Genomic DNA, 17,130 nt, shown 5'->3' on the forward strand with positions numbered 1-17,130 from the left:
CTGTCGCAGATCCGCTGGTTGTCAACGGGCAGGCTCCGCCTTACCGTGTAACTCGGTTCTCACACTCTGACTCAGACCTGGAGGTATCGGTGACCGCGGAGACGGCCCGCGCGCGGGGTCGCCGACCGCGCGACCGCAAGGCGCAGCTGGCCACCGCCGCCGCCGACCTCTTCCGGCGCCGCGGCTACCACTCCGTCGGCGTCAACGACATCGCCGCGGCGGCGGGCATCACCGGTCCCGGGGTGTACCGGCACTTCCAGAACAAGCAGGCGGTCCTCGGCCACGTCCTGCTGACCGGCGTGGACGCCCTGGCCGCGCGGCTGGGCGAGGTGGTGGCCCGCTTCGGCGACTCGGGCCTGCGCCCGCTGCTGCTGACCGGCGCCGAGGCCGCCATCGACCACCGCGACCTGACCGCGCTGTGGCGCTGGCAGGGCCGCCACCTGCACCAGGCGGACCAGAAGGAGATCATCCGCCGCACCGGCGTGCTCCTGGCGGGCTGGCAGCAGGGCCTGCGCGGGCTGCGCCCGGAACTGGACGACCGCGACGCCCTGCTGCTGTGCTTCGCCGCGCTGAGCGTCTTCGGCAGTGTCGGGGATCACCACGCCGCGCCTCCCCGGGAGCGGTTCGCGGTCCTGCTGGCCGACCTCGCCGAGTCGGTCGTGCGCAGCCCCGTCGTGCCCGCGACCGCCTCTGCGGAGGCCCCCCGCCCCCACCCGACGCCGCCCGCCAGCCGCCGCGAGGAACTGCTGAGCGCCGCCACCCGCCTGTTCCGCGACCACGGCTTCCACGCCGTGAGCATGGAGGACATCGGCGCGGCGGCGGGCATCGCCGGACCGAGCATCTACCGCCACTTCACCGGCAAGTCCGACATCCTGCTCGCCGCCAGCCGCCGCATGGCCGACCGCCTCACCCTCGGCCTCACCGACTCCCTGGCCGCCGCCGACTCCCCCCGCGACGCCCTGCACCGCCTCGCCCGCTCCTATGTGGACACAGTACTGCGCTCCGACGACCTGATCGCGGTGTACGCCAACGAGATCGGCAACCTGCCGGAGCGCGACGCCAAGGAGATGCGCCGGTTGCAGCGCGCCTACGTGGCCGAGTGGGTCCGGCTGGTGGGCGAGCTGACCCCCTCACTGTCGGAGGCGGAGGCCCGGGTCGTGGTGCAGGCGGCACTGACGGTCGTCAACGACCTGCCGCGCACGCGGGGTGTCAACGACCGGCCGGGGCTGGCGGAGGAGTTGACGGCGCTCGCGATCAGCCTGCTGGACTGCGACAGCGAAGAAGGAGCCCGGTAGCCGGCCCCCTCAGAGGATGAGCCGGGCGACCTCGGCGATGGGCGGTCCCTGCCCGAGGAACTCGCGCAGGGCGGCCAAGCGGGGCTGCGCGGCGCGCAGGCCGGCGTCTTCGACGGCGGTGGCCCAGGCATCGTCCCCGGCCCGGGTGTCGGAGTCGAACGCGGCCCGTTCGAGGTGGGCGAGCAGGTCCTCGCGGGTGAGGGTGGTGAGCAGGTCCGGCCACCGGATGGCCAGGCCCGAGAGCTTGGCGATCTGGTCGGCGCCGATCTCGGCCCTGCGGCCCGCGACGATGAAGGAGTAGAAGCGGAACAGGTTGACGTAGCGCTTGATCTCGCGCGGACTGGCCGCGCCGAGGGCGGGCAGGGCGGCGCCGATGGCGTTGTAGGCGAGGTCGTCGGTGTAGGAGCGGGTGTACAGCTCGGTGTAGAGGCGGTCTGCGGCCTGGTTGACGATGGTGTCGACCTGGTCGGGGGGCAGGTGGACGTGGATCGGGCCGTCCAGGTCGAAGTCGAGGAGCGCTCCGGCAGCCAGTTGAGCGCGCAGTGCTGCTGCTGCCTCGTCCAGGTTCTCCAGGGTCGAGGCCGAGCGGAGGCGGCGCAGTATCCAGTCGTGGAACTCGACGGGAGGCACGAATCGCGGACGCAATGCCTGCCGGGCGGTGTGCAGCCAGGCAGGAGCAGGCACCGGCCCGGTGGGTACGCGCGGAACGGGGTACACGGCCACCGGCTCCCCCGCCGGTCGGGCAAGCGCCGTCACGGCGACCGGGGCCCCGGGGACGCCGAGCAGGGCGCGCAGGTAGCGGGGGACGTGGGTGTCGGGGTCGATGGCGGGCAGGCCCATCGGGAGCTGGACGATCTTCTCCAGGAACCGCCAGCCCAGCTCGCCGCCATCCCCGCCGACCCTGGCGGCGAGGTCGGCGTAGGCGGTCTCGACGTGGGCGGCGACGATGTCGGGCTCCATCGCCATGACGAACACGCAGTTGTTGAAGTCCCCGGCCAGGAACAGGTTCACCGCCTCGATCACCTGCGCGACGACGCCCGGCGAGCAGCGGTCGAGGTCGTCGACGAACACGACCAGCGGACGGTCCTCCGTGGCCACCAAGTCGAGCACCCGGGCCATGTCGGTGTGGACGGCGTGCAGGAAGCCCGCCTTGCCCAGGTAGCCGGGATCGGCGGCCACGTCGAACAGGCCCTTGGCCTCACCCGCGATGACGCCCGCCGTCGGTCCGGACAGCAGCTGCCCGAACCCGGCCGCCGCGTTCTGGCCTCGAAACACGCCGTAGCGGACGGCCGCGCCCAGCAGGACCGCGCCGGTGCCGCCCGCCAGCACCCAGCGCCCGGCGTCCTTGGCGAACCCGGTCAGCCACAGCACTGCCGCAGTCCCGGCGGCCAGCACGAACGCCAGCACGAATGGCGCGAGGCGCTCCAGCAGAAGCCGGTACACCCGCCGCCGCACGGCGAGGCGGTCGACGCGGGCGAGGTTCAGCTTGAGCCAGAACCGCTCCCGGTCACCGGGGCGCAGGCGGTCGGTCACCTGGCTGATCACCGCGTGCGCGAGACCAGCCCAGACCTGCTCGCTGTTCTGGTACGCCCACGGGTTGAACCAGACGGTGGGGCGCCAGTCTTCCGCAGGAGGTTCGACACCGAGGGCCTGCGGTTGCTGAGTGCCTGCCGCCGAGCGCGACACCTCCCCGTTGGTGACCGGGGTGTCGGGCCTCTTCCTCCTCCGCCACCACCTCCGCTTGGCAAGCGCGTTCCGGGAGCGGCTGGTCAGCTGGACTGCTCGCGGCTTGCCGTGCTCGTCGGGCGCGTCGAGGGCGGCGAGGATCATCCGCATGAGGGATGTCTTGCCCGCGCCCCAGCGGCCCTTGATGCCGATGGTGAGCGGCGGCTTCGAGCCGGAGTGCCGGATGAACGCGGCCACCGCCTCAGCGTAGGGGCGGTAGTCGAGGTGGTCGTCGGTGGTCCAGTAGTCCCTGGTCAGCTGGGGTTGCGGAACGGCTCCGGCCGCAACCACCCGGTGCCTGCGCAGAGCGGTCCTGGCCTGGTCCGGCTCGGGGTCCTCGGCGAACAGCACGGTGGCCATCTGGCGGGCGCGGGGGTTGCTGAGGTGGCCGTCTTCGGTGAGCCAGAAGTTTGTCACCAAGGTTGCCCTAGCGTCGCGGGCGTTCCAGGCGTCCGCGAGTTCTTCAGTCAGGGGCTCGCCGTCGGCGAGCAGGGACGCCCGCCCCAACAGCACAACGGCGTCGGGGGGCAGCGAGTCGATACCGGGCACCGCATGGCCCTTGTACGCGGGGTTCCGCGCGATGGCGATGTCCTCGTCCATCACGCTGAACTCATGCGAGACCGGCGGCGAGCTGGTTGTCAGCATCAGGTGGTGGCGAAGGGCATCAAAGCCCAGCAATTCGTCCTCGTCGGGCACGCCATCGTTCAGCGAGGACAGCACGTCGGCGGACGCCGCTATCAGCAGACTGGCGCTACCAGGCATGCCGCTCGGGTAGAGGTTCCTCACCACGGTGGACGGCGTGATCACCAGTTTGTGGGCGGCAGGAGACTCCGCCAGGACCGGTGCCAGGTCGGAAGGAAGGGCGCTGCCGCCGATGAACACCAGCAGCGTGTCGGTCGCCGCTCGCGTGTACTCGCGAAAGCCTTCCATCGTGACCGCGTCACGCAGTACCAGGCAATGATCGGGGTCGAAGCCGCCGTACACCGGATGGGTGATGGCGGCGGCGATGCGCCCGGCGAAGGGGCCCATGAGCACCGCGCGTGAGGCGGCCCGGTCGGGCAGGCGCACCTGGTCCCTTTTCTCCACAGCGGATTCTACCGCCGAGTGGCCGCGATCCCTGGTCGGTGTTTCAGTGGACCCATGCAGCTGATCGTCGCCTTCGACGCGGGCCTGAGCGAGTTCGACCGGCGGGTGCGCGAGGTCGCGGACTGGGACGCCCCCACCCCGTGTGCCGAGTGGACGGTCCGCGACCTGGTCAACCACGTCACCGCCGAACACCTCTGGGCGCCGCACCTGCTGCGCGGCATCACCCTCGCCGAGATCGGCGAGCGCTTCGACGGCGACGTCCTCGGCCCCGACCCGGTCGCCGCGTGGGCCGCCGCCGCCGTCGCCTCCCAGGACGCCTTCCACCAGCGCGGCGCCATGGCGGGCCAGGTGCACACCTCCGGCGGCGCCATCAACGCCGACGAGTACGCCTGGCAGATGGTCTTCGACCTCACCATCCACGCCTGGGACCTGGCTCGCGGCGCGGGCCTGGACGAAACCCTCAACCCCGACCTGGTCACCACCATCACCGACGAGATGAGCCACTACTTCCCCGTCTGGTACGGCACCATCCTCGCCTCGCCGGCCCCCGTCCCCGCCGACGCGGGCCCCCAGGACCGCCTCATCGCCGCGACCGGCCGCAACCCCTGAAACACGACCTAGAACAGGACCGCGTGCAGGGTCGTGGCCCACTCGGTCAGGACGCGGGTGCGGCGTTTGGCGTCGTCGGTGAGGACGTTGGCCAGGCCGAGGCCGCGGGCGAGGTCGAGGGTGGCCTGGACGGCCTCGCGGACGCCGGGGCGGGACTCGTCGGCGCCCAGGGCCTCGACGGTCAGGCGGTGGGCTTCCCGGCCCATCTGGGTCTCCAGGGGGACGACCTTCGCCCGCAGGGGCTCGTCGGAGGCCGCGGCGACCCAGAGTTGCAGCGCGGCCCGGAACAGCTTGCCCGCGTACATCTCACCGATGGTCAGCACCACGTGGGCTGTGCGGTCCCGGCCCGGGGGCAGGCTCGGCAGGTCGGCGCGCAGTTGTTGCAGCCGTTCGGCGGTGACGTGCTCGATGGCGGCGGTGAACAGGTCCTCCCTGGTCGGGAAGTGGTGCTGCGCCGCGCCCCGGGAGACGCCCGCGCGCTCGGCGACGACCGAGACGGTGCTGCCGGACCAGCCGACGTCGGCCAGGCAGTCGATGGCCGCGTCCAGCAGCCGACGCCGGGTGGCCCGGCTGCGGTCCTGGCGCGGCTCGCCCACGTTCGTCCCCTCAGTACGACTTGGGCAGCCCGAGCGAGAACTGCGCCACGAAGTTGAGCACCATCTCCCGGCTCACCGGGGCGATCCTGGTCAGCCGGGACGCCGCGACGAGCGCACCGAGACCGTACTCGCTGGCCAGGCCGTTGCCGCCGTGGGTCTGCACGGCGGCGTCCACCGCGCGCACCACGGCCTCGCCCGCGGCGTACTTGGCCATGTTGGCGGCCTCGCCCGCGGCCATGTCCTCGCCCGCGTCGTAGAGCGCGGCGGCCTTCTGGGTCATGAGCTTGGCCAGTTCCAGCTCGATCTTGGCCTGGGCGAGCGGGTGCGCGACGGCCTGGTGGGCGCCGATGGGCTCCTTCCAGACGGTGCGCGTCTTGGCGTAGTCGACGGCCTTGGCCAGGGCGAAGCGGCCCATGCCGACGGCGAAGGACGCGGCCATGATCCGCTCGGGGTTCAGGCCCGCGAACAGCTGCATGAGGGCGGCGTCCTCCGAGCCGATCAGCGCGTCGGCGGGGAGGGCCACCTCGTCGAAGAACAGGGTGAACTGGCGGTCCGGGGAGATGATGTCCATCGGGATGTGCCGGAAGGTGAACCCGGGCGCGTCGGTGGGCACCACGAACAGCGCGGGCTTGAGCGTGCCGGTCTTGGCGTCCTCGGTCCGCCCGACGACCAGCACCGACTCCGACTCGTCCACGCAGGAGATGTAGACCTTGCCGCCGGTGAGCGCCCAGCCGTCGTCGGTGCGGCGGGCGGTGGTGGTGATGCGGTGGGAGTTGGAGCCCGCGTCCGGCTCGGTGATGGCGAAGGCCATGCGCAGGCTGCCGTCGGCGAAGCGGGGCAGGTACGCCCGCTTCTGCGCGTCGGTGCCGTAGCGGGCGATGATGGTGGCGCAGATGGCGGGTGAGACGACCATCTGCAGCAGGCCCGCGCCCGCCGCGCCCAGTTCCTCGCACACCGCGGCGAGGTCGCCGATGCCGCCGCCCCCGCCGCCGTACTCCTCGGGGACGTTGACGCCGAGGTAGCCCAGCCTGCCCGCCTCGTCCCACAACTCCGTGGTGTGACCGCCGGAGCGCGCCTTGTCCAGTGTGTACTCATGGCCATACTTGCGGCCCAACCCGGCGACGGCCTCGCGCAGCGCCCGCCGCTCATCGGACTCGGTGAATCCCGTGCTCACGTGCCCTCCTCCTCGCCCACCACGGCCAGCACCCTGCCGACATCGACCTGGTCACCCGCCCGTACGCCCAGCTCGGTCACCACGCCGTCGGCGGGCGCGTCGATCCGGTGCTCCATCTTCATCGCCTCCAGCCACAGCAGCGGCTGCCCGGCGGTGACCTCGTCCCCCAAGGCGACCGCGACCCGCACGACGGTGCCGGGCATGGGCGCCAGCAGCGACCCCGCGGCGACCTGGTCGGCGGGGTCGGTGAACCGGCCGACCACCTCGAGCGCCACCGAGCCGGTGTCGGTGTCCACATAGGTGGTACCGGCGTGCCGGGCGACAGCGAAACGCCGCCAGACACCGGAGACCTCCAGCACCACGTGATCCGGGGCGGCCGACACCAGGACCGCCTGGCCGTCGAGCACGCCGCGGCTGATCCGGTAGCGCACCTCGTGCTCCCCGGCGGGCGAGACGTAGTGCTTGACGTGCGGCTGCGACACGACGTTGCGCCAGCCGCTCGGGATACGCCCCAGCACGCGGGCCTCCGCGCGGTTGGCCTCGGCGTCGGCCAGTGCCGCCGCGAGCGCGCACAGCTCGGCGCCGTCCTTGTCGACCAGCGGCGCCGACAGCGCGGCAAGGCCGTGGCGGTCGAAGAACGCGGTGTCGGTCTCCCCAGCCAGGAACGCCGGGTGCCTGAGCACGCGGACCAGCAGGTCGCGGTTGGTCCGCACGCCGTGGACCCGGGCCCTCGCCAGCGCCCCGGCGAGCGCGCGCGCCGCGCTGGTGCGGTCGGGCGCCCAGGCGATGAGCTTGGCCAGCATGGGGTCGTAGTGAACGCCCACAGTGGACCCCGATTCGACACCGGAGTCCAGCCGCAGCCCGGATTCCCCGCCGCCGCCGAAGGTCGCGGTGACGCCGGGGACGGCGAAGTCGTGCAGGGTGCCGCTCTGCGGTCGCCAGTCGGCCGCCGGGTCCTCGGCGTAGAGGCGGACCTCGATGGCGTGGCCGCGGGTGGGCGGCGGCTCGGCGGGCAGGGCCGCGCCCTCGGCGATCGCCAGCTGCCAGCTCACCAGGTCGAGGCCCGTGACGCACTCGGTGACCGGGTGCTCGACCTGCAGGCGGGTGTTCATCTCCAGGAAGGAGAAGCGGCCGGTCTCGTCGGCCAGGAACTCCACGGTCCCGGCGCCGGTGTAGCCGATCGCCTGGGCGGCCTTGCGGGCGGCGTCGAACAGCTCGGCGCGCATGGCGGCGTCCACCAGCGGCGACGGCGCCTCCTCGACGACCTTCTGGTGCCTGCGCTGGATCGAGCACTCACGCTCGCCGACGGCCCACACGGTGCCGTGGGTGTCGGCGAGCACCTGGACCTCGATGTGCCTGCCGCGCTCGACGTAGGGCTCGCAGAACACCGTCGGGTCGCCGAAGGCCGACCCGGCCTCCGAGCGCGCGGCCTCGATCGCCCCGGGCAGCTCCGCCAGCGACCGCACGATCCGCATACCCCGGCCGCCGCCGCCCGCCGACGCCTTGACCAGCACCGGGAGGTCGGCCTCCGTCACCGCGTCGAGTTCTCCCAGCACGGGCACGCCCGCGTCGGCCATGATCCGCTTGGCCTCGATCTTGGAGCCCATCGCCTCGATCGCCCGCGCGGGCGGGCCGATCCAGGTCAGCCCCGCGTCGGTGACGGCGCGGGCGAACGCGGCGTTCTCCGACAGGAAGCCGTAGCCGGGGTGCACCGCGTCGGCCCCGGCGTCGACGGCCGCGCGGACCAGCAGCTCGGCGCGCAGGTAGGTCTCGGCGGGGGTGGCGCCGGGCAGCCGGACGGCCACGTCGGCCTCGGCCACGTGCGGTGCGTCGGCGTCCGGGTCGGAGAACACCGCGACGGTGCCGAGACCGAGGTCGCGGGCGGTGCGGAAGACGCGGCGGGCGATCTCGCCGCGGTTGGCCACCAGAACCGAAGTGATCATGTCGTCCTCACATCCGGAAGACGCCGAAGCCATCGGCGCCCCGGATCGGTCCAGTGTGGATGGCGGACAGGCTGATGCCGAGCACCGTGCGGGTGTCGCGCGGGTCGATGATGCCGTCGTCGTAGAGCATGCCGGAGAGGAACATCGGCAGCGACTCCGCCTCGATCTGCCCCTCGACCATCGCGCGCATGGCCGCGTCATTGTCCTCATTGTACGGCTGGCCCGCGCGCTCGGCGTTCTGCCGCATGACGATCGACAGCACGCCCGCCAGCTGGGCCGGCCCCATGACCGCGGACTTGGCGCTGGGCCAGGCGAACAGGAACCGGGGGTCGTAGGCGCGCCCGCACATGCCGTAGTGGCCCGCGCCGTAGGAGGCGCCCATCAGGATCGAGATGTGCGGGACCGTCGAGTTGGACACCGCGTTGATCATCATGGCGCCGTGCTTGATGATGCCGCTCTGCTCGTAGTCCTTGCCGACCATGTAGCCGGTGGTGTTGTGCAGGAACAGCAGCGGGGTGTCGGTCTGGTTGGCCAGCTGGATGAACTGCGTGGCCTTCTGCGCCTCCTCGCCGAACAGCACGCCGCGCGCGTTGGCGAGGATGCCCACGGGGTAGCCGTGCACGCTCGCCCAGCCGGTGACGAGGCTGGTGCCGTAGAGGGGCTTGAACTCGTCGAAGTCGGAGCCGTCGACCACCCTGGCGATGACCTCGCGCGGGTCGAAGGGCACCTTGAGGTCGGTGGGCACGATGCCGAGCAGGTCCTCGGGGTCGTGCGCGGGCTCGGCGTAGTCGGTGCGCGGCGCCGGGCCCCGCTTGCGCCAGTTGAGGCGGGCCACGATCCGGCGGCCGATGCGGATGGCGTCCCGCTCGTCCACGGCGAGGTAGTCGGCCAGGCCGGACACGCGGGCGTGCATCTCGGCCCCGCCAAGGGATTCGTCGTCGGACTCCTCGCCGGTGGCCATCTTCACCAGCGGCGGGCCGCCGAGGAACACCTTGGCGCGCTCCTTGACCATGACCACGTGGTCGGACATGCCCGGCAGGTACGCCCCGCCCGCGGTGGAGTTGCCGAAGACCAGCGCCACCGTCGGCACGCCCGCGGCGCTGGCCCGGGTCAGGTCGCGGAAGGTCCGCCCGCCGGGGATGAAGATCTCCTTCTGGGTGGGCAGGTCCGCGCCGCCGGACTCGACGAGGTTGATCGTGGGCAGGCGGTTCTGCGCGGCGATGTCGGCCGCGCGAAAGCCCTTGCGCATCCCCCAGGGGTTGATCGCGCCGCCCTTGACGGTCGGGTCGCTGGCGTTGACCAGGCACTCGACGCCCTCGACCACGCCGATGCCGGTGACCAGGCTGCCGCCGACCTGGTAGGCGGTGCCCCACGCGGCCAGCGGGGACAGCTCCAGGAACGGCGAGTCCTGGTCCAGCAGCAGCTCGACGCGCTCGCGGGCCAGCAGCTTGCCGCGGGCGCGGTGGCGGGTCACGTACTTCTCGCCGCCGCCCGCGACCGCCTTGGCCTGCTCTGTCGCCAGCTCGTCCAGCTTGCCCAGCATGGCCTCGCTGTTGGCTTTGAAGTCGGTGCTTGCAGTGTCTACTGTGGAGCGCAGCACGGTCATGCCGTGTACCCCAATCGCTTCGCGGCCAGGCCGGTCATGATCTCGTTGGTGCCGCCGCCGATGCCGAGGACGCGGATGTCGCGGTAGTGTCGTTCCACTTCGGACTCGCGCATGTAGCCCAGCCCACCGTGCAGCTGCACGGCCTGGTGGACCACCCACTCCCCCGCCTCCACCGCGGTGTTCTTGGCGAAGCACACCTCGGCGATGACGTCATCGCCGTCGAGGTGCCTCAGCGCGACCTGGCGGGTGTAGGTGCGGGCGACGTCGACCTTGCGGGCCATCTCGGTGAGGGTGGTCTGCACGGACTGCCGGGAGATGAGCGGGCGGTTGAAGGTCTGCCGGTTGCGGCACCACTCCAGCGTCAGGTCGAGCGCCCGCTGGGCGTGGGCGTACGCCTGCACGGCCAGCGTCAGCCGCTCGGCGACGAAGTTCACCGCGATCTGGACGAACCCGGTGTTCTCCGCGCCGACCAGGTTCTCCTTCGGGACGCGGCAGTCGGTGAAGGCGAGTTCGGCGGTGTCGGAGCAGTGCCAGCCCATCTTCTCCAGCTTGCGGCTCACGGCGAACCCCGGCGTGCCCTTCTCGATGACGAGCAGCGAGATCCCGTGCGCCCCCGGCCCGCCGGTCCGCACGGCGGTCGTCACGAAGTCAGCGCGGACGCCGGAGGTGATGTAGGTCTTGGCGCCGTTGACGATGTAGTCGTCGCCGTCGGGCCTCGCCGTGGTGCGGAGGCTGGCGACGTCGGACCCGCTGTCGGGCTCGGTGATGGCCAGCGCGCCGATCTTGTCCCCGGCGAGCGTCGGCCGGACCCACCGGTCGACGCCCGTGCCCGAGGCGGCGATATGCGGTACGGCGATACCGCAGGTGAGCAGGCTCGCGATGAGCCCGCCGGAGGCGCCCGCGTAGTGCATCTCCTCCACGACGACCATGGCGTCGACCAGGTCGCCGCCCCCGCCGCCGACGTCCTCGGGGAACGCCACGCCCAGCAGCCCGGCCCGCCCCGCCTCGCGGTGCAACTCCCGAGGCAACTCGCCGTCGCGCTCCCACTGCTCAAGGTGCGGCAGGACGTCCCGCTTCATGAACGCGCGCACCGTCTCCCGCAGCTCACGCCGCTCGAACGGATTCACAGCAACACCTCCGGAACCTCGACGCAGCGGCTCCGCAGCCATTCACCAAGCCCCTTCGCCTGCGGATCGAACCGCGTACCGGCCGCGACCCCTTGGCCGAGCAGTCCTTTGAGGACGAAATTGACCGCGAGCAGGTTCGGCAACTCGTACCGCTCCACCGACAACCCGGCCGCCTCGGGCAACAGCTCCTTGAGCCGCTCCACCGTCAACTCGGCCACCAGCCACGGATACGCCCGCGCCTCACGCACCCACACCCCCAGGTTCGCGTCCCCACCCTTGTCCCCCGACCGAGCCCCGACGACCTCCCCCAACGCACACCGCCGGGTAGCCACGCCAGACGGGCTTGTCAAACCGCCATCCACAGCGCTCCGCGTTATCCACAACTCGGCAGTAGCAAGCTCCGCGCCACCGCTGCGCGGGTAGCCTGGAGCAGGGCCGACCCCCCAGGGAGCGGTGGGGGATGGTTGGTGGGGGTTTCGGGGCGGCGATGCCGCGTGGTTTTGGGCGTTGACCTGGGGATTTCCGGGCTGCGGGGCGTGTGTTTGGGGACTGGTCTGCGGGTTTTCAGGTTGCGAGTTCGTGTGCCCTTGGGGGTTGGCCTGGGGATCTTCAGGCTGCGAGGCCGTGTGGACTTGGGGGTTGGCCTCGGGATTCTCGGGCCGCAAGAGTGCGCGGCTTGGGGGGTTGCCCGGGAGGGTTTGCGGGTCGGGGGTGTCGTGGGCTGGGGTTTCGGGGGCCTTGTCGGGTGTGGTGGGGGCTTCGGGCCAGGGGATGGGGACGTGGGTGCCGTTGGGGTGGACGGCGGTGTGGGGGACTTCGGCGCGGGGGAGGTATGCCGGGTGGTAGACGCCCACGGGGGTGCCGTCGGTGGGCGGGGCCGTGAGGGTGAAGCCGGGGTAGGAGGCCAGGGCCAGTTCGACCGCTGCCCTGGAGAACGTCTTGGCGTGGGCGGGGTCGGGGGTGCGGATGGTGGCGTGGAGGAAGGCGCTGGCGGTTTCCTCGGTGTCGGCGTCGGGGCGGTCGGTGCGGGCCAGGGTCCAGGTGACCTTGCCGACGGTGGCTTCCAGTTGGCGGCGGACCAGGGCGGCCTTGGCGTCGATGTCCAGTCCGGTGAGGATGAAGGTGGCGCTGTTGCGGAAGCCGTCGAGGGTGTTGACGCAGACCTTCACCTCCGGTGGCGGGGGTGTGCCCTTCACATCGGTGACGCGGACGCGGTCGGCGCCGTCGGGGGTCAGGGTGATGGTGTCGAAGCGCGTGGTGACGTCGGGGCCCAGGTAGTTCGGGCCCTGGATCTCGTAGAGCAGTTGCGCGGTCACGGTCTCCACCGTCACCGCGCCGCCGGTGCCGGGGTGCTTGGTGATCACCGAGGAGCCGTCGGCGTGGATCTCGGCGATGGGGAAGCCGGGGTGGTCCATGGACTCGATCTCGGTGAAGAACGAGTAGTTGCCGCCGGTCGCCTGGGTTCCGCACTCGATGACGTGGCCCGCGACGGTCGCGCCCGCCAGGGCGTCGTAGTCGTCGGTGGCCCAGCCGAAGTGGGCGGCGGCGGCGCCGACGACCAGGGAGGCGTCGGTGACCCGGCCGGTGACGACGACGTCGGCGCCCGCGCGCAGGCAGGAGGCGATGCCCCAGCCGCCCAGGTAGGCGTTGGCGGTCAGCGCGCCGGTCAGGCCCAGTTCCCCAGCCCGCGGCAGCAGGTCGTCACCCTCCACATGGGACACCGAAGCCGTGACGCCCAGGGCGCGCACGGCGTCGGCCAGACCTGCCGGGTTGAGGCCGCCCGCGTTGACCACGATCCGCACGCCGCGCTCGACGGCGGTGCCGAGGCAGTCCTCGGCCTGCTTGAGGAACGTGCGCGCGTAGCCCGCCGACGGGTCCTTCATCCGCTGGCGGCCCAGGATCAGCATGGTCAGCTCGGCCAGGTAGTCGCCGGTGAGGACGTCGACCTCGCCGCCGTCGAGCATCTCGCGCATGGCGGAGAGGCGGTCGCCGTAGAAGCCGGAGATGTTCGCGATCCGGATCACGAGCGCTCCCGCCCGCCCCCGGGCGGCCCGGCGAACGCCTGGGCGATCCCCAGCCACCGCTCGGCCTCGGCGCCGGTGGCCACGAGCGCGGTGTCGTCGCGGTGCACGCGCTGGGTCACCAGCAGGCAGAAGTCCCCCGCGCTGCCGCTGACCCGCTGCTCGGCGTCGGCCGGGCCCCAGGTCCACAGCGCGCCGTCCGGCCCGGTCAGCTCGATCCGGAACGGCTCGGCGGGCGCGGCGAGCCCGCGCACGAGGTAGGCGAAGTCGCGTGTCCGCACGCCGATGTGGGCCACGTGCCGCAGCCGGTCGGAGGGCTCGCGGCGCACGCCGAGACCGTCGGCGACGTCGGTGCCGTGCGCCCAGGTCTCCATGATCCGCGCGGTGGCCATCGAGGCCGCGCTCATCGGCGGGCCGAACCACGGCAGCTTCGCCCCGGCGGGCACCGAGGCCAGCGCCTCGGCCACGGCCGCGCGGGTGTCGCGCCAGTGCGCCAGCAGGTCCGGCCGCGCGGCCACCTCGGTCGCGGCCTCGTCGACCACCCTGTTCGGGTCGCCTGTGGCGAACGTCCTGGCCAGCGTCGCGGTGAAGGTCTCGGGGTCGGTGGCCGAGAGCAGCGTGTGCTCGTCGGTCCAGGCCAGGTGGGCGATCTGGTGGGCGACGGTCCACCCGGGCGCGGGCGTCGGGCGGGCCCACCCCTCGGGCGGCAGGTCGGCGACCCAGGAGTCCACCAGGTCACCCTCGGCCCGCAGGTCCGCGATCAGCGCGGTCAGGTCGATCACGGGACCACCGTCGCACGGGCGTCCGACATTTTCAAGCATTCGTGCTTGATTGTTTTATCACTCCCCTAAAAATGCAGGTCAGGCCCGCAAATCACCGCGATGGCGTTGCCAGTCGGTGACCGTGTCCAGGCCGGCGGCCAGCTCGTCGCCCAGCATCGCGGCCTGGTGGGCGACCACCGCCTCGCCCAGGACGGCGCGGGCGGTCTTGGCCTCGGTGAGCAGGCTCAGCGCCTCCCACGGGGTGCGGGCCAGCTCCCCCGTGACGCGGCCCTCGGCGGGGAGGGGCAGGCGGTCGCGCACGCCCGCCACCCCCGCGCCGATCAACGCGGCCACCACCAGGTGCGGGTGGGCGTCGGCGCCTGCGAAGCGGGCCTCCAGGCGCAGGGAACGGCCGTGGCCCGCCAGGCGCACGGCGGCGGTGCGGTCGTCGCGGCCCCAGCGCAGCTGGCGCGGGGAGAACGGGGCGGTGCGCAGGCGGACGTAGGAGTTCCAGGTCGGGGCCCAGATGGCGGTGAGGTCGCTGGCCGCCCGCAGGACGCCCGCGATGAAGTGGCCGAAGAGGGTGGAGGGCTCGCCGGGCGCCGACCCCGCGCTCAGCGGCGCGCCGTCGGGGTCGGACAGGGACAGGTGGACGTGGCCCGAGCTGCCCTGCCCGGACGCCTCCGCGGCCAGGTACCCGGCGCGCACGCCGTGCTCGGCGGCCACCCGGCGGACGGCCACCTGGTGCAGCATCGCGTCATCGCAGGCGGCGAGGGCGTCGCGGTGGCGCAGGACGATCTCGTACTGGCCCGGGTGCACCTCCCCCCGCGCGGACTCCGCGCCGAGGCCGAGCCCGGCGACGGCGGCGGTCACGTCGGACAGCAGGGCGCGCAGCGGCGTCAGGCCCGCGACCGAGTAGTCCAGGCCCGCGGGCGTCAGCGGGGTGCCGTCGGCCGAGGTGAACGTGACCTCGTGCTCGATGCCGACCGACGGCACCAGGCCCAGTTGCTCGGCGTCGGCGAGGCGCTCGCGCAGGACGGTGCGCGGGGCCTCGGGGACCGGGCGGCCGTCGGGCCACTCGACGTCGCAGACCACCTGCCAGGTCCCCGGCTCCGCGGGCGCGAGCGTGGCGAGGTCCGGGCGCAGCACGAGGTCGCCGTAGCCGCCGAGGAACTGGTCGACGGCGGAGGCGTTGACCGGGGCGCGCTCGGGGTTCCAGCCGAGGACGTAGGAGCACAGCCCGTACCCGGAGGGGAGCACGGTGTCGGTGAAGAAGTCCGCGCCCAGCTCGACCGCGGCGAAGCGGGCGTGCGGATCGGGCACCAGGCACACCACGCGCCGCACCTCGCCCGCGGCCACCGCGGCGCGCAGGGCGACCGCCACCGCCGACGCGGCCTTGGTCCGGGCGGCGAGGGTGCGCGGGCCGACCGGCCGCCGGTGGTCGATCACCACGCACCGCCGGAGTCTGGCCCCGCCAGCGGGTTGAGCGCGCGGCCGTGGCGGACGTCGAACTCGTCGTCGCGGTCGATCTTGTCGAAGCCCTGCCCGGCGAGGTGTTCGCGGTTGAGGCACACCCGCTCGACGTCGGGGGCGAAGAGCCCGCAGGCGTCGAAGCGGGCCGCGGTCGCGGGGTGGGTGTCGCGGTAGGCGCCGACGGTCTCGCGGACCCGCGCCCACAGCCGAGGGCGGGGGTAGTCCAGTTCGGTGTCGGCGATCTCGGCGATGAAGCGCAGCTGACCGGCGAACACCGAGCTGAACAGCGACTGGGCCAGCAGGTGCGCGGGCCAGCGCAGCATGTCGGCGGCGGCGTCGCGGCCGAGGCGGTCGTAGGCGGGCAGGTGCTCGTCGAGCAGGTCGACGCCCTGGGCGAAGTCCTTGATGGCCACCCGCAGCGGGACGCCGTCGGCCGAGGTGATGAGGATGAGGTTCTGGCCGTGCGGGCAGAACCCGACGCCGTGTTCGAGCAGCCAGTGCAGCAGCGGCGTCAGCAGCATGTCGAGCACCCTGCTCAGCCAGGCGTCCGGGTCCATCCCGGACTGGCGGACCAGGTGGGCGAGCACCGATTCCCCGTCCGGCCCCCGGTAGGGCAGGGCGGCGAAGGAGACGGCCCGCTCCCCCAGGGCCAGCCGAGCACGGATCGGCTCGCGCCACAGGGCGCCGAGCGTCTCATGGAAGCGGTAGGGCAGCTCGTCCACCGCGCCGAAGATCGGGTGCCGCACGGACACGCTGGCCACCTCGCCGAGCAGGTCGAACCGGTAGCGGTCGCGCAGCAGCTCGTCGTCGGCGTGCACGTCGCGCAGCCAGGTGGTGACCTGTGGCGCGGCCAGGGTCGCCGCCGACGCCAAACCGCGGTACACCAGGGTGTTGCGCACCGAGACCGCCGTCTTCACGTCGCGGCGCGTCGGGTGGCTCGCGTTGGCCAGCGTCCGCACGGTCTGGTGTGGACGGTAGGCGTCGCGGCTCTCGCCGACCGGGACCACGGCGCCGGTGGCCAGCTCGGCGGCGTAGAGGGTGCCCAGGATCTCGTCGAGCTGCCAGGGGTGCACCGGCACCAGGGTGAAGTCGTCGGGGTCGGTGAGGTGGGAGCGGAACTCGGCGAGCTGGTCACCCAGCTCCTCGGTCAGCAGGATTTCCTCGGTGAGGTCGGCGGTGCAGCGGAAGGCGGCGATCTCGCGCCGCACGGCCACCCACGGCAGCGCGAACGTCGCGCCCGACTCCGGGGCGTAGCGGGCGCGGTCGCGGGCGGAGAAGCCGACCCGGCCCTTGTTGAGCACCAGCCGGGGGTGCCCGGTCAACCGCCCGTCGGCGGTGTCGTAGTCAATCGTGGACAGTTCGGCGGCACTCGGCGCGGCGGCCAGCCGGGTGGCCTCGTTGGCCACCGTCGAGGTCAGCTCGGCCAGGACGTCGGCCAGGCGCAGCCCGGTCAGCCCCAGTTCGGCTCGGGCGTCGAGCACCAGCGTCCGGGGGTCGTCGGCGGGGAGCCCGTCGCGGTGGGCGGTGTCGGGTCGCACGGCCCACGACTCGAACGCCCCGCGTCGCGCGGTGAAGCGGTACTCCGTCCCGCCGCGCAGCGCCAGCCGCCACCGCTGGAAGCCGCGCGCGTCCGGCCCGCCCTCCGGCTCAGGGCGCAGCAGGCCCTCGTAGCTCAGCTCGCCGAGCATCTTGTGCACCGCCGCGGCGCCCGCGG

The 17,130-nt window shown here is 72.8% G+C and carries 12 protein-coding genes; 2 read left to right on the forward strand and 10 right to left on the reverse strand.

The genetic code is table 11. The annotated features are described in order from the left end of the window. Nucleotides 1-89: 89 nt before the first annotated feature. Nucleotides 90-1,295, forward strand: a complete 1,206-nt coding sequence (locus ACTG9Q_RS16445; protein WP_455573654.1) for a TetR/AcrR family transcriptional regulator — start codon at nt 90-92, stop codon at nt 1,293-1,295. 9 nt (nt 1,296-1,304) lie between these two features. Here ACTG9Q_RS16445 and ACTG9Q_RS16450 read toward each other — a convergent pair whose 3' ends face one another. Further along, nucleotides 1,305-4,106, reverse strand: coding sequence for a KAP family P-loop NTPase fold protein (locus ACTG9Q_RS16450; protein ID WP_455573655.1), 2,802 nt, complete (start codon nt 4,104-4,106; stop codon nt 1,305-1,307). Between the two features lie 54 nt (nt 4,107-4,160). On the opposite strand from ACTG9Q_RS16450, the gene ACTG9Q_RS16455 reads away from it, so the two are divergent. Next, nucleotides 4,161-4,715 (forward strand): TIGR03086 family metal-binding protein, encoded by a 555-nt coding sequence (locus ACTG9Q_RS16455; RefSeq protein WP_455573656.1) that lies wholly within the window; start codon nt 4,161-4,163, stop codon nt 4,713-4,715. 8 nt (nt 4,716-4,723) lie between these two features. Here ACTG9Q_RS16455 and ACTG9Q_RS16460 read toward each other — a convergent pair whose 3' ends face one another. From ACTG9Q_RS16460 to ACTG9Q_RS16500, 9 genes are all read right to left on the reverse strand, one after another. After that, entirely contained in the window at nt 4,724-5,311 is a 588-nt protein-coding gene (locus ACTG9Q_RS16460) for a TetR/AcrR family transcriptional regulator (protein WP_455573657.1), read from the reverse strand. Between the two features lie 10 nt (nt 5,312-5,321). Next, nucleotides 5,322-6,485 (reverse strand): acyl-CoA dehydrogenase family protein, encoded by a 1,164-nt coding sequence (locus ACTG9Q_RS16465; RefSeq protein ID WP_455573658.1) that lies wholly within the window; start codon nt 6,483-6,485, stop codon nt 5,322-5,324. Next, nucleotides 6,482-8,428, reverse strand: a complete 1,947-nt coding sequence (locus ACTG9Q_RS16470; protein ID WP_455573659.1) for an ATP-binding protein — start codon at nt 8,426-8,428, stop codon at nt 6,482-6,484. The genes ACTG9Q_RS16465 and ACTG9Q_RS16470 overlap by 4 nt, the downstream gene beginning before the upstream one ends. Before the next feature lie 7 nt (nt 8,429-8,435). Then, nucleotides 8,436-10,034: an acyl-CoA carboxylase subunit beta gene (locus ACTG9Q_RS16475; RefSeq protein WP_455573660.1), complete on the reverse strand. Its 1,599-nt coding sequence runs from the start codon at nt 10,032-10,034 to the stop codon at nt 8,436-8,438. Next, a complete protein-coding gene (locus ACTG9Q_RS16480) occupies nt 10,031-11,203 on the reverse strand; it encodes an acyl-CoA dehydrogenase family protein (RefSeq protein ID WP_455573661.1) in 1,173 nt (390 codons plus the stop codon). The genes ACTG9Q_RS16475 and ACTG9Q_RS16480 overlap by 4 nt, the downstream gene beginning before the upstream one ends. Continuing rightward, nucleotides 11,158-13,185: an acyclic terpene utilization AtuA family protein gene (locus tag ACTG9Q_RS16485; protein ID WP_455573662.1), complete on the reverse strand. Its 2,028-nt coding sequence runs from the start codon at nt 13,183-13,185 to the stop codon at nt 11,158-11,160. The genes ACTG9Q_RS16480 and ACTG9Q_RS16485 overlap by 46 nt, the downstream gene beginning before the upstream one ends. After that, entirely contained in the window at nt 13,182-13,964 is a 783-nt protein-coding gene (locus ACTG9Q_RS16490; RefSeq protein WP_455573663.1) for a TIGR03084 family metal-binding protein, read from the reverse strand. Before ACTG9Q_RS16490 ends, ACTG9Q_RS16485 begins: the two co-directional genes overlap by 4 nt. Before the next feature lie 78 nt (nt 13,965-14,042). Next, nucleotides 14,043-15,392, reverse strand: a complete 1,350-nt coding sequence (locus ACTG9Q_RS16495; protein ID WP_455573664.1) for a glutamine synthetase — start codon at nt 15,390-15,392, stop codon at nt 14,043-14,045. Continuing rightward, nucleotides 15,389-17,104: an IucA/IucC family protein gene (locus ACTG9Q_RS16500; RefSeq protein WP_455574038.1), complete on the reverse strand. Its 1,716-nt coding sequence runs from the start codon at nt 17,102-17,104 to the stop codon at nt 15,389-15,391. Before ACTG9Q_RS16500 ends, ACTG9Q_RS16495 begins: the two co-directional genes overlap by 4 nt. Nucleotides 17,105-17,130: the final 26 nt, after the last annotated feature.

Source organism: Actinokineospora lacus (assembly GCF_053813445.1).

Bases quoted from the DNA above. Each gene is read 5' to 3' on its own strand.
- ACTG9Q_RS16455 (WP_455573656.1), top strand. From the start codon at position 4,161: ATGCAGCTGATCGTCGCCTTCGACGCGGGCCTGAGCGAGTTCGACCGG.
- ACTG9Q_RS16500 (WP_455574038.1), bottom strand. From the start codon at position 17,104: ATGCTCGGCGAGCTGAGCTACGAGGGCCTGCTGCGCCCTGAGCCGGAG.
- ACTG9Q_RS16470 (WP_455573659.1), bottom strand. From the start codon at position 8,428: ATGATCACTTCGGTTCTGGTGGCCAACCGCGGCGAGATCGCCCGCCGC.
- ACTG9Q_RS16480 (WP_455573661.1), bottom strand. From the start codon at position 11,203: ATGGCTGCGGAGCCGCTGCGTCGAGGTTCCGGAGGTGTTGCTGTGAAT.
- ACTG9Q_RS16475 (WP_455573660.1), bottom strand. From the start codon at position 10,034: ATGACCGTGCTGCGCTCCACAGTAGACACTGCAAGCACCGACTTCAAA.